15 protein-coding genes are annotated in these 13,341 nt (G+C 31.8%); 12 read left to right on the top strand and 3 right to left on the bottom strand.

What is annotated here, in order from left to right; all coding sequences use genetic code 11:
* The 3 genes from Q0K76_RS09820 (at position 1) to Q0K76_RS09830 (ending at position 1,882) form a co-directional block, all read left to right on the top strand.
* A complete protein-coding gene (locus Q0K76_RS09820; RefSeq protein ID WP_294615094.1) occupies positions 1-480 on the top strand; it encodes a hypothetical protein in 480 nt (159 codons plus the stop codon).
* Between the two features lie 52 nt (positions 481-532).
* A complete protein-coding gene (locus Q0K76_RS09825) occupies positions 533-1,471 on the top strand; it encodes a phosphatidate cytidylyltransferase (RefSeq protein ID WP_294615097.1) in 939 nt (312 codons plus the stop codon).
* A 147-nt stretch (positions 1,472-1,618) separates the two neighbouring features.
* Positions 1,619-1,882 carry an HPr family phosphocarrier protein gene (locus Q0K76_RS09830; protein WP_294615100.1) on the top strand — a complete coding sequence of 88 codons (264 nt, stop codon included), beginning with the start codon at positions 1,619-1,621 and terminating at the stop codon, positions 1,880-1,882.
* 120 nt (positions 1,883-2,002) lie between these two features.
* Here Q0K76_RS09830 and Q0K76_RS09835 read toward each other — a convergent pair whose 3' ends face one another.
* Positions 2,003-3,364, bottom strand: coding sequence for an APC family permease (locus Q0K76_RS09835; protein WP_294615103.1), 1,362 nt, complete (start codon positions 3,362-3,364; stop codon positions 2,003-2,005).
* 344 nt (positions 3,365-3,708) lie between these two features.
* Between Q0K76_RS09835 and Q0K76_RS09840 the strand changes: the two genes are divergently transcribed.
* Positions 3,709-4,008: a hypothetical protein gene (locus tag Q0K76_RS09840; RefSeq protein WP_294615105.1), complete on the top strand. Its 300-nt coding sequence runs from the start codon at positions 3,709-3,711 to the stop codon at positions 4,006-4,008.
* Between the two features lie 215 nt (positions 4,009-4,223).
* Here Q0K76_RS09840 and Q0K76_RS09845 read toward each other — a convergent pair whose 3' ends face one another.
* Complete coding sequence (locus Q0K76_RS09845; protein WP_294615107.1) at positions 4,224-4,466, bottom strand: hypothetical protein; 243 nt, start codon at positions 4,464-4,466, stop codon at positions 4,224-4,226.
* Positions 4,467-5,144: 678 nt separating this feature from the next.
* On the opposite strand from Q0K76_RS09845, the gene tmk reads away from it, so the two are divergent.
* Genes tmk through yciH form a run of 7 tightly spaced genes read left to right on the top strand, consistent with a single transcriptional unit; the run spans position 5,145 to position 11,786 of the window.
* Positions 5,145-5,786, top strand: coding sequence for a dTMP kinase (gene tmk / locus Q0K76_RS09850; RefSeq protein WP_294615109.1), 642 nt, complete (start codon positions 5,145-5,147; stop codon positions 5,784-5,786).
* On the top strand, positions 5,783-6,775 hold the full coding sequence (gene holB / locus Q0K76_RS09855) for a DNA polymerase III subunit delta' (RefSeq protein WP_294615112.1): 993 nt from the start codon (positions 5,783-5,785) through the stop codon (positions 6,773-6,775). Before tmk ends, holB begins: the two co-directional genes overlap by 4 nt.
* 59 nt (positions 6,776-6,834) lie before the next feature.
* The gene (locus Q0K76_RS09860; RefSeq protein WP_294615115.1) at positions 6,835-8,235 is read left to right on the top strand and encodes an MBOAT family O-acyltransferase; all 1,401 of its coding nucleotides are present in this window, start codon (positions 6,835-6,837) and stop codon (positions 8,233-8,235) included.
* Positions 8,236-8,294: 59 nt separating this feature from the next.
* Positions 8,295-9,548, top strand: coding sequence for a DUF459 domain-containing protein (locus Q0K76_RS09865; RefSeq protein ID WP_294615118.1), 1,254 nt, complete (start codon positions 8,295-8,297; stop codon positions 9,546-9,548).
* A complete protein-coding gene (locus tag Q0K76_RS09870) occupies positions 9,541-10,725 on the top strand; it encodes a GDSL-type esterase/lipase family protein (RefSeq protein WP_294615121.1) in 1,185 nt (394 codons plus the stop codon). The genes Q0K76_RS09865 and Q0K76_RS09870 overlap by 8 nt, the downstream gene beginning before the upstream one ends.
* A 28-nt stretch (positions 10,726-10,753) precedes the next feature.
* Positions 10,754-11,458, top strand: coding sequence for an orotidine-5'-phosphate decarboxylase (gene pyrF, locus Q0K76_RS09875; RefSeq protein ID WP_294615124.1), 705 nt, complete (start codon positions 10,754-10,756; stop codon positions 11,456-11,458).
* A gap of 7 nt (positions 11,459-11,465) precedes the next feature.
* On the top strand, positions 11,466-11,786 hold the full coding sequence (gene yciH / locus Q0K76_RS09880) for a stress response translation initiation inhibitor YciH (RefSeq protein ID WP_294615128.1): 321 nt from the start codon (positions 11,466-11,468) through the stop codon (positions 11,784-11,786).
* A 55-nt stretch (positions 11,787-11,841) separates the two neighbouring features.
* On the opposite strand, the gene tmaR is transcribed toward yciH, so the two are convergent.
* The gene (tmaR, locus tag Q0K76_RS09885; protein WP_294615131.1) at positions 11,842-12,165 is read right to left on the bottom strand and encodes a PTS system regulator TmaR; all 324 of its coding nucleotides are present in this window, start codon (positions 12,163-12,165) and stop codon (positions 11,842-11,844) included.
* A 284-nt stretch (positions 12,166-12,449) separates the two neighbouring features.
* Here tmaR and accD point away from each other — a divergent pair, with 284 nt between their 5' ends.
* Positions 12,450-13,340, top strand: coding sequence for an acetyl-CoA carboxylase, carboxyltransferase subunit beta (gene accD / locus Q0K76_RS09890; RefSeq protein ID WP_294615134.1), 891 nt, complete (start codon positions 12,450-12,452; stop codon positions 13,338-13,340).
* Position 13,341: the final 1 nt, after the last annotated feature.

Raw genomic sequence — 13,341 nt, forward strand, 5'->3', positions numbered from 1 at the left:
ATGTGTAAAACTCAACATAGCGAAATAACTGATAACATAAATAAAACCACATTAGTAACCTTTTGTAGTTTACTCACCATCAGTAAACCAATTGATTGCTTTTCACAGTTATTGACAGTGTTAGCTTTAGGCATTGCGATAATTTCAAGTTGGTGGACTGACACAGTATTGTTAACAATTTTATGTTGTGCAGTGTTTGTTAGCGGTTTAATGGCTAAATATTATGCTCTTCGACTTTATTTGGATAAGAAGCTATTTGATTACTTAGTTAATCACCTAGATCAATTGCCTAAAACACTCGTTGAATTGGATGAAGCATTAATAAAATTAAAATTAATCAAAAACACTCTCACTTCACGAACATTAAACGAGCGTCAGTATGGTACAGTTAAATTATTAAAGAAACAAATAATAGCGTTGGCTATACAGCTGCTACTACTGATAATTTCAGTATTTATTGGCATTTTTTATATTAAATGAAGTTATAGTATTTACCATGAATTTTATGCTGAATTAGTTATGGGGGTATTTAATGTCAAGCTATCAACGCGATACTATACTGCTTTTTGTAGGCATAGGATTATTACTGGTTGTCGCCTCCGTTATAGGTTGGTTATTAAAACATCGCATAAGTACCCCAAATAAAGTAATTGATAATCTCAATTCTCGCATCAATTCTTGGTGGGTAATGGTGGTCATCATTGGTTTTACTTTTTTATTGGGTAAATTAGCGGTAGTTTTTCTATTTTTTGTTGCATCGGGATTTGCTTTACGCGAATTTCTTATCTTAACGCCCATAACACGTTATGATTATTATGCACTACTATTTGCTTTTTATGTGGCACTACCGTTGCAATATATTTTGGTGGCTATTTCATGGTATGGTTTATTTAGTATTTTTATTCCGATATATGCTTTTTTGTTATTGGCTATTTTGGCTTCAATAACTGGATCGACAAATAATTTTTTAGAAAGAACAGCTGAGGTGCAATGGGGACTTATGATTACTGTTTATTGTATTTCTTGTGTGCCAGCACTGTTGACATTAGAAATCAATAACTACCAAGACCGCAATTTATTACTTATTGCTTTTTTAATCTTGGTCGTGCAACTCTCTGATGTATTGCAATACGTATTTGGTAAGCTATTTGGCAAACATAAAATTGCACCAAATTTATCACCGTCAAAAACCATTGAAGGTTTTTTGGGAGGAATTTTAACAGCAAGCATGATTGGGGCTTGTCTTTTTTGGATTACACCATTTAGCTTTATTCAGGCTGGTTTGATTTCTTTGCTAATTACTTTGTTTGGTTTTATGGGGGGATTAGTTATGTCTGCCATAAAACGCGATAGAGGGGTAAAAGATTGGGGTAAAGTGATAAGCGGACATGGAGGTGTGCTTGATCGTTTAGATTCAGTTTGTTTTGCTGCACCCATTTTTTTCCATATTGTACGTTATTTTTGGGTATAAAATATTTAGTTAACTTAAATTTTCAAATAAAACAATGCGATATGACATATGTATAAAAATTCACATCTAAAAAAGAGCAAAACGATTTAATTTATGATATAAATACATGCATTTAATTAACTTAAAAATATAAATAAGGACTTTAGTATGTTAAAAGAGCAAATGGTAGTAAAAAATTCAACAGGCCTTCATGCACGCCCGGTTACGACACTGGTTAAATTAGCTGGTCGCTACAAATCATCCATTGAACTTGTATATAATGAAAAAAACATAAAATTAAAAAGTATGATGGGTCTACTTGGGGCAGGTGTTAAAGGCGGCTCTACGGTTGAAATTATTTGTGATGGTGAAGATGAACAAGCCGCAATGGATGAAATCCGCGAGCTTTTTGCTACAGGTTTTGGTGAATAATTGCCAGGCTAATTCAGCAATATATTTTTCAAAAATTTGGTTCCGTCGATGACAATCGACGGAATAGTATAAAAGATATTATTCAATTTTAAATAAAGCAGATCTATCAATATAATTAGTTTAATTTTTGATAATAGAATTAAGTTCTTTATGATCTATTGACGGTAACATACAAGTGAAACCTTTAGTTAGGTAAACTAAATAAATAAATCCAATCGCCAACCAAATTAAACCAACAATCATCGCTGTTGCATCAAGACTAGTCCAAAGCCACAATGATAGTAAAACTCCGATTAAGGGTAATACGCCATATTTAAAAATAGTAGTAGCTGTATTACCTTTAAATTTACCTAAATAGCTTTTAATTACACACAAGTTGACAAAAGTAAAGGCAACCAATGCGCCAAAACTAATCATTGATACCACTAAACTAAGATCTAATACTAATGATAACAATGAAAAACTGGCCACAAAAATAATAGATAAGTAAGGCGTTCTGAAACGATGATGAATTTTATAAAAAATTTGTTTAGGTAACACGCCTTCTCGCCCCATTGCATAAAATATCCTTGATACACTCGTTTGAGCGGTCATTGCTGAAGCAAAAACGCCAGTCAAATAGGCCGCTTGAAAGAAGCTATACATAAAATGACCACTTAAATGGCTAATTTCGCCAACACGACGCACAACGTATAAACTTGCAATGTCTTCTTTACCAACTAAATCACTCCATACCGGATAGGCTAAGTGAGCACTATAAGAGACAATTAAAAAGATACCACCCGCTATTACTACAGTCCATAATATTGCTCTAGGCAGTGATTTTTGTGCATCATTTGATTCTTCAGCAAGGGTGGCAATCGCATCAAAGCCTAGAAAAGCCAAACAAAGTACTGCTGCGCCAGAAAGTAAACCACTAAAGTCGCTTGAATTTACTTGAAGTGGTTTTAACATTGCCTCTGATGTAAGATCAACATTAGAAAATGCTAAGAAAACAAACAATGCAATAAAAATCAATTGCACAATAATTAAAGTAAAATTAACGGAATTAATAAGTTTGATTCCTATAAAATTTAATAGGCTAACACTGATCAATGCTCCTAATACAAAAACATAAGCTGGTATAAAAGGAAATGTATCATGTAAATAAATGCCTAATACCAAATAATTCAATATTGGTAAAAACAAGTAATCAAGGATTTGTGCCCAACCCACTAAAAAACCAATTTTCCCGCCAAACGTATATTGCACATAAGAATAGGCAGAACCCGCAATAGGTAATTTATTTGCCATACGACAATAACTTAATGCTGTGAAAAAGATCATTGCAAGGGTGATAATATAGGCTATAGGTAAGTGTCCATTGCTTAAAACTGTAACTTGCCCATAAGTGGTAAAGATTCCTAAAGGAACCATATAAGCTAAACCAAATGCAATCAATGCAGGTGTGGTTAAAACTCGTTTCATTTTTATTGTGGACATGACTTTGCTCCTCTGTCCAAAAAAACAATAAAAAACTACTAAGTATAGTTTTGCCTTTTTACCCGCTCAAAGCGGCAGGGAATTCTCCCACATTATTATAATTATGCAAGCTAATTTTTAGCATATGCTTGTAAACAGCCCAATTTGTATGCTTTAAAGTAAAATAGCAATTAAATACCAACCAAATATTAATTGATTTATCTTTTTGGGAATGCCTCGTCGGTTTTAGCTTGATTTTGAATATACAGAACAAGGATACTGTGATTTAAGTTGATAAAGTGCAACGCAACTTATTAAACTGGTATTAATTAGTGTAGCCTATCCATAGTAAGGAGATAACAATTATGGCTAGTTATGATTTTCTAACTGCATATTGTACATGCCCACGATGTAGGACTTCGGGGACATTTGAAATAGAGGCATTTTTTCCGTCGGGAGGTTTGTTTGAATATAATTTAGGAGATGAGCTAATTAACCAAACAAAAATAAAGTTGAAAGAAAATTTTATTGCCGAAGGATATACTATATGTCCTTATTGTGATAAAGATTTTTTTATTAACATACAAGTGAGAAATAAAACTATTTACGCAATTAATATCAGCGATAAGAAAGGATATATAGATAATCCGGCCAAAAAACACTAGCCAACACAGTTCCCTGTGCTCACGTGATACTTTAGTAATATATGAGTTTTTACAATGTTAAAAACTATTCCTTGGCTTAAAGGAATATACTAATGATGATTTTAGTTTTATTAGCCATCAAAACCTATTTTCCCTCTATATAGATTATAAAATCGCTATCAATTATTTTATTACCAGCTCATAATAACCAAATTTTTTAATTTAGCTATTAAGTATTAATGTTGAATAAATAATTTATAGTCAGATAAATATGAACCTAATGGCGTTGTTTTTATCGTTACTAAAGCTTTATTACCATATTGAGTGTTCTCATCTGGAGTAAAACAGAGGAAAAAACTACTGGAAGTATATTCATCATATATTCTAATGCCATTTTTACAGTGATTATGTCTTGATAGGCTCGGACCTGGTGAGGTAATTAAATATTGTGTAATATAGGTTCTATATTCACCAGGCATAAAATATACTGCCGCGTTTGGAAAACAACAAATTGTTATCCAGCAGATTATAAAAATATTTATAAACTTTAAAAAATAGTTTTCTATCCGCTTCCAAATGCGTTGTTTATTTAGCAATGATTTTGGGGAAAAAGCAAAGATAAAACTAATAAAAAAAGAACTGATAAAAGTATAAGATTCGATAGTTGCAAAGACTATTATTTTTGATCTTATTTTTAACAAAAAAAATAAGTTAATAAGTAACATGATTATCAATAATATTACCAGAATTAATATGACTCTTTGTTTTATTTTAATTGGCTTCAAAAGATCAATCTTATAATTTTTAAAATTCTGCTCCATATTCACTATCCACTATCCAATATCCAATATCAACAATGTGATAAATCATTATGAATTACTGATTACGCTATTTTTAATAGTTAGATTAAAATAATCAGATTAATTATCAAAACTATAGCAGTGATTTTGTTTATTGGCTAAATTAATTTTGAATTATCATGAAACTAACTAAAAAATTCAATTAAGATTTTAATCGGGTATTGCTCTAAATAATTAATTATATTCTTTATAATACACTTCTAATCATAGATGCTAAAAAAAAGAGTGAAAATAGCGTACAATAGCTCAACTTTAATGTATAGAGCATTCTATATATAACAAAATTAGGAAATTATTATGACCGGTAAATTTATTGTCATTGAAGGGCTTGAAGGGGCAGGTAAAACAACTGCCATTAATACCGTTGCCACCATATTAAATCAGCATAATATTGACGATTTGCAATTTACTCGTGAACCGGGCGGAACCCCTATTGCTGAAGCATTACGAAATATTATTAAAAATGGTTTAGACAATGAGTTTTTAACCGATAAAGCAGAATTACTTATGTTATACGCTGCGCGTATTCAATTAATTGAAAATGTGATAAAACCCTCGCTTAAATTAGGAAAATGGGTAATTGGTGACCGTCATGATTTATCGACTCAGGCTTATCAAGGAGGAGGGCGGCAGTTAAATACAGTTTTTATTGAAACATTAAAAAATCAAGTTTTAGGTGATTTTAAACCTGATTTAACGTTATATTTAGATATCGACCCTGAAATAGGTTTAATGCGTGCTAAATCCAGAGGTAAATTAGATCGTATTGAACAGCAATCTTTATCATTTTTTAAGCGAATTCGTCAGCGTTATCAAGAACTTGCTAAACAAGATAGCACTATTATTACTATTGATGCAGAAAAACCAATGGCTAATGTGGTTAAACAAATTGAACAAATTTTAGTAACATGGTTACCAAAACAGGTGAATCTTTCATGAAATTAGATGATTACCCTTGGCTTATTTTACCTTATCAACAATTGACTTTAGGTATATTACAGCAACGTGCTCACCATGCTTTATTGATTAATTATGTTCAAGGTAGTGGTGAGGATACGCTTATTAAATTATTGGCCAACCGTTTATTATGTCAATCGACAGAACAGTTAGAACCTTGCTTCAAGTGTCACAGTTGTCAATTATTTTTAGCGAATAACCACCCTGATTATTATGTGATCATTAATGAACCAAATAAACAATCGATTGGTATAGATCAAATTCGTAGTTTATCAAGTAAAGTCTATGAAAAATCACAGCAAGGTAATAATAAAGTCATTTGGATTAAACGGGCCGCATTAATGACTGAAGCTGCGGCTAATGCTTTATTAAAAACATTAGAAGAACCACCGCTTAATACATATTTTATTTTAAGTGATGAACATAATAGCCAAATGTTACCTACAATTCACAGTCGCTGTTTTTCTTATTTTTTAAAAGTACCTAAACTAGAACAATCTATTGAATGGCTAAAAAAGAATCATAATTTAGCATATAGCGATAATGAACTTGCCACAGCACTATTATTGAGCGAAAATGCGCCATTATCTGCATTAGCTTTATTAGCGCCAGAAAAATGGCAACAGCGAAAAGTATTTTGTGAAAATTTATTAACTGCATTACCACAAAATAATTATTGGCAATTAGCAAAGACATTTGATCATGAACAATTTTTGGAACGCATTATTTGGTTTTGTGCGTTATTGAGTGATGCACTTAAAGCTAAGCAAAAAGTTGGGCGTTTTATTATTAATCGCGATCAAGTAACATTGGTTAGATTATTGGCAACGTATAGTTATGAAAAAATTACTGCACTTTATGATCTGTGGTTACAAGCAAGACAACATCTACTTTCTATAAATGGATTAAATAAAGAATTGATTGTTTGTAATGTGTTTGCCCAATCGGAAGTAATTAGTAACTCATATTAATGTAGATTTTTTGACAAAAAGTTTCAGATTAGGTATGCGTTTAAGTAGAAAGGATTGCAGTGAGTTATTTATCTATTGAATTTGGTTTACTTTTTATTATTTTTTTTGCTTTCTATTGGGCATGCTATTTATCACCTAAATTACAAAATAATCTATTACTAATAATTAGTTATTTGATTGTTAGTAGTTATAGTTGGCAATTTGCACTTATCCTTTTTATTTACACCTGCATTATTTATTTCTTTTCAGTCATAATATCTAAATCTGAGCGTCATGCAAAACTGTGGTTAATTGTCAGTTTGTTTGTATCGATAACTAACTTAGCCTTATTTAAATATTTTGATTTCTTTAGATATGAAATACAAGCGCTGCTCAACTTCTGGCATTTATCAATTGCATTACCTTTGATTTCAGTATTAATGCCTATTGGCATATCATTTTATACATTCCATTCTATTAGTTATTTGGTTTCCGTCAAAAATAAAGAAATACCAGTAGCTAAATTTTGGGATTTTGTATTATTTTTATCGTTTTTCCCCAGCATTATTGCCGGTCCCATTAATCGAGCTAAAGAATTTTTACCACAAATTGCAATTACTCAATCTCGCCAAATTATAGAGCCGTTTCGTGCTTTTACTCTGATTATGCTGGCAGTAATAAAAGTTTACTGTTTTGGTGCTTTGATTAATGATAATTGGGTTAATCCTATTTTTGCTAATCCAATAGAATTTAATGTTATCGATTTATTAGTTGGTCTTTATGCTTATGCCATTCAACTATATTTAAACTTCTCTGGCTATACGGATTTAGTGACCGCTATTGCTTTATTGCTCGGTTTTCGTTTACCTATCAACTTTAATTTCCCTTATTTAGCACTGAATTTACGTGATTTTTGGTATCGTTGGCATATTAGTTTATCCAACTGGATTCGTGATTATATTTATATCCCTCTTGGTGGCAACCGTTGTGGTTTTATCCGAACACAAATTAATGTTATGTTAGCAATGATATTGTCTGGTTTATGGCATGGAGCAGGAATTAATTTCATTATTTGGGGAGCTATTCATGGTTTAGGTATTGTTGCACTCAATATTGGTGATCGTTATTTAGGACAAGGCTTGGTGACAAAGTATTTACCTACCCTTGCCAGATTATTGACCTGGCATTATGTTTGTTTTACTTGGTTGTTTTTTTATTGTGAAAGCTTATCGGATGTTGGGGATTATTTTACGGCATTAACCAGTAATTTTTTAATAAAACCACATTACCCAGAAGTATTCCTGATTTTTTGCTTTATATGTGTTATTTATTCGAAGTGTAAAACTTTTCCTGAATGGTTCATAAAACAACTTTCCAAAGTAAATCGAGTTTGTTTGCCTTTTATTTTTATTTTGATAATGTGGTTAACTATTTATATAGCGCCGTCAGGCGTACCAAATTTTATTTATGCTAATTTCTAATTATGCTATTTAGTAACAATGATATATAGAGAATAATTTTTTAATAATAAGAGTCTAAATTGAGTTTAAAATTCCAATATTATAATTTTTCGAATGAGAATATTGTCCAACAGTCTAATAAATTAGAGAAAACAAACAATAATCTATTTATTTCGACTGAGAAATCCTTATCTGCTCGGAACATTTTCGTTCTATTAACTATTACCGCTATTGGGTTAATGGTTGTTTATTACAATTCAATTTTAATTTATTGGCAACAGACATATCATTTTGAACTTTTAAATACAAATACGCTAACCACACAAAACACTTTAGAAGATGAGCCTAAACCGGTCAAAATTCATGATGAAAACACCGAGGAAAATAGTTCAGTATCAAAAGATAATATTCTTGTTCAAGTGCATTCTTATATATTACCTCAATTTAGGAAAAAAAAATCTAATACAGCTGCTTTACCAAGTAAAACTGCTGACAAAAACAATAAAACCAAAGAATCAGTTGAACAAAATGCTATAAAGAATGAAACCGTTAATAACCATTCCAATCCCAATTCTCAGGAAACAAAGGATGACAATAATATCAATCAACCAATGTTACAGAGCACCGCTTTACCGGACAAAATATCAGAAATTATCGCAATTTATAAACCATTACCGATTTTTTTGACTGAAAAAGATAAGGTTTTATTTGCTGGCGATTCTTTAATGCAAGGTGTTGCACCTCATGTTAAAAAAATGTTATTTAAAAAGTATAAAATAGAAAGTGTTAATTTCAGTAAGCAAAGCACTGGACTTGCTTACCCCAGTGCTTTTGACTGGCCAAAAACAATTAATGATAACATAGTAGCAGATCCTTCAATTAAATTACTCGTTATGTTTTTGGGCCCTAACGACCCTTGGGACTTTCCGGTTAAAGGTTATGCTAAATTTGCAAGATTCAAGTCTGAGCTCTGGGAGCAACAATATCGTTTGCGAATAGCTACAATTTTACATATCGCCAAAGAACATAACGTTCAAGTACTTTGGCTTGCAGCACCTTGTATGCGTAAACCAAAACTAAATGAAGGTATGGTTTATTTAAATACTCTATATAAATCAGAATTAGAAAAAACACAGCAGCACTTTCTAACAACTAATGAATTATTGGGTTGTACATACGAAAAATTCAGTAATTTTATCGAAACGAATAAAGTTAAAATAAAAGTAAGAGTTGATGATGGTATTCATTTCACACCGTCAGGTCAAAAAATTTTGGCTAATGCCATTATGGAAAAAATCACTTTTAAAGACTTAGAGGATACCGACAGTGATTAAATTTATAAAGTATATTTTTACTATAATAATAGTAGGAATAATAGTTGGATGTAGTATTGCTGAAAGCAAAACAACAACAACAAACGTTTCAGGTATTGTTGATTTTGGTGATCCTAATGCCAAAAAATTTGTTAATCGAATAAAATCTTTAATCAGTACTAAAAAAACAGATCAAGTGGTCAATATTATACAATTTGGTGATTCACACTCTGCCGCTGATTTTTTCACTGGTGAATTTAGAACCTTAATGCAAAAAAAATATGGTAATGCAGGTATTGGCTGGATAACACCTGTTGCTATAAAAGGGCAAAATCATACAGCGGTTAGTTGGAAAAGCAAAAATTGGGATATTTTAAGTAGTAGAGTATTAAGTAATTTAGATTTTCCAATGGGAGGCTTCATTGCTAAACCGATTAATAATGTAGCCACAATTCAAATTGAGCCCAAAGTTATTTATAATAAAAATTGGCAAGTCAAATTGACATTTAAAACACATCATAATACAGCTAAATCACTTGAACTTTTTGATATCAATAATAAACAAGTAAATTTTAACTATACTCCCAAAAAAAATGTATGGCAAACAGCCACCGTTGTCTCTAAAATGCCTTTGGTAATTAAAGCTCAAAACGATCTTGAATTAGGTGGTATTTGGTTAACACGTTATCATCAGTCAGGAGTCGTCGTTTCAGCGATTGCAACTAATGGAGCCAAACAAAGTATATGGCAGAAGTGGCATTCCGGTTGGTTTAAAGAATTAGGTTTTTCACAAAGTGATTTAGTGATACTTGAATATGGTACTAATGAGAGTTTTGATGAGACATTAGATGCTGATGAGTACCGAAAAAATTTAGTAAGTAATATTCGTCAAATTCGCAAAACATTACCTAACGCCACAATTTTATTGATTTCACCTCCAGATACTATGATAAATGAAAATGAAGCGCCAAAATCATTTTCACAAATAAAAGAAATTCAAAAGCAAGTTGCTAAATCAGAAAAAACATTATTTTGGGATTGGCAACAAGCAATGGGTGGAAAGTTTGCTATAAAAGAATGGAAACAACGAGAACTTGCTAAAACAGATTTAGTGCATCAAACCTTGCAAGGTTATAAAGAAAGTGCCAGAATCTTTTATAAAGATTTAGATAAATTCATTAGAAAAAATAGGTATTAGTTTATTATTAAGAAGGAATACATCTGCTATGTCATCACCAATAATTGTTGCTGTTGATTTTGCTGACGTCAAATCAGCATGGAATTTTATAGATAGAGTTGAACCTCAAGATTGTCGCTTAAAAATTGGTAAAGAGTTATTTACTCATGCTGGTCCTGACTTTATCAAACAAATTATGCAAAAAGGATTTGATATTTTTTTGGACCTTAAATTTCATGATATTCCAAATACTGTAGCTAAAGCAGTAATGGCAGCAGCAGATTTAGGCGTTTGGATGACAAATGTTCATGCCAGTGGTGGTTCACGCATGATGGAAGCAGCGAAAGATGCACTTTATATTTATGGTAAAGACGCGCCTTTACTTATTGCTGTAACCGTATTGACCAGTATGGAATCTAATGATCTTAACGAAATAGGTATTAATGTTTCACCTCTTGAGCAAGCAACTAAACTAGCTATCCTGGCTAAAAATTGTGGTTTAGATGGTGTGGTTTGTTCAGCTAAAGAAGTGCAGAGTTTTAGAACTCGTTTAGGTAGTGAATTTAAATTAGTGACACCGGGAATTAGACCGGTAGGTTCTAATCGAGATGATCAAAGACGCATTATGACTCCTCAGCGAGCTCAAGCTGCTGGATCTGATTATTTAGTGATTGGACGCCCGATTACCCAAGCAGAAGATCCTAGCAAAGCATTGCAATCAATATTATCTACACTTGATTTGAATAAGAGTTAATCATGTTATGTCTGATAATCAATTAGTCTATTCGACCGAACAAGGTCGAATTAAACCCACAAAAACCATAAATTCTCGTCCTAAAGGTGATGGGATTATTCGTATTCAACGTCAAATATCGGGTCGAAAAGGCAAAGGTGTTTGCGTTATATCAGGTTTTGATCTTGATGATCACCAATTGTTACAATTAGCTGCAGAACTAAAAAAACGTTGTGGTTGTGGCGGTTCTGCTAAAGAGGGAACAATTGAAATTCAAGGTGATAAACGAGAAATACTAAAGATATTACTTGAAGATAAAGGATTTAAAGTAAAATTAGCCGGAGGTTAATTTTACTTCGCATAAATAACTCCCTGTTTGTAATGGGAGTTATTAATTAGAAAAATTAATTTGATCTACTGTAAGTACGCATTTTTTTGCTGATTTCACGGCGCTCTTTAGAGATCTCGGCATTTTTAATAATATAATCATCGACACGATCATCATAATCGCTTTTCATATTAGCAATAATCGCTTGCAGTTCTTCATAAGTCATATTTGGTTTAATGTAATCACTTAAGTTTTCAAGTAATAGTACACGTTTTTGGTTATCTCGGATTTTTTTCTCATTATCTGAGATTTCACGTTTTAATTTATTAAGGCGACGTGATAAACGAATGTATTCTAAAACATCTTGAAAAGATGGTGCGGTTGCTTTTTCCTTGTCCATCTATAACCCCTTATTTCAAAAAATGGAAAATGAATTTGATAATTATATACTAATAATTTTTTAAGATCATATTAATTATGTCCGAACGATTAAAAGATGTTAGTTAATCATCAATCCAATTAAACGTTTTTTTAATATTCATTTTTTTATTTATTTTTATATTATAATGTTAGTTTTTCCTACATGCTTATTTATATGGGCTAAAAATAACTATTAAGAATTAGGACAAAGTATTATACAATAGCGCGATATTTATCAAAAAGTATCAAAATGAGAGACTTATAATGAGTTGGATTGAGAAGATTCTTAGTAAAAATAACATATCATCAGATCATAAAAAAGCGAATATTCCAGGCGGTGTCTGGACGAAATGTGACAACTGTGAACAAATAATATATCAAGCTGAGCTTGATCGTAATTTAGAGGTTTGTCCTAAATGTGATCATCACATGCATATTCCAGCACGCGTAAGACTATATCGTTTTTTAGATGAAGGTTCTGATGTGGAATTAGGTTCAGAATTAGAACCCAAAGATATTCTAAAATTTAAAGATACCAAAAAATATAAAGACCGTTTAACAGCAGCACAAAAAGATACTCATGAAAAAGAAGCAATGGTAGTAATGAAAGGGACACTGTTTGGTATTCCGGTTGTTGTTGCTTCTTTTGAGTTTGCCTTTATTGGTGGTTCGATGTCTTCTGTTGTTGGTGCATTATTTGTTCGTGCTGCTGAACAAGCGATAGCTGATAAATGTCCATTGATTTGTTTTTCAACTAGTGGTGGTGCACGAATGCAAGAGGCTCTCTTTTCATTAATGCAAATGGCAAAAACTAGTGCGATTCTTGCCAAAATGCAAGATGAAGGTTTACCTTATATTTCAGTTATGACCGATCCGACAATGGGGGGAGTATCCGCTAGTTTGGCTATGCTTGGCGATATTAATATTGCTGAACCAAAAGCATTAATTGGTTTTGCAGGACCAAGAGTTATACAACAAACAGTTCGTGAAACTTTACCTGAAGGATTTCAACGCAGTGAATTTTTGCTTGAAAAAGGGGCCATAGATATGATTGTTCACCGTAAAAATATGCGTCCAAAGATCGCTGCAATTTTAGCTAAATTAATGAAATATCCTAATCCTTTTAATGAGACGACTATCGACGAGACAGTTTAAT

This window comes from uncultured Gilliamella sp. (genome assembly GCA_945271295.1).
Classification (GTDB): domain Bacteria; phylum Pseudomonadota; class Gammaproteobacteria; order Enterobacterales; family Orbaceae; genus Gilliamella.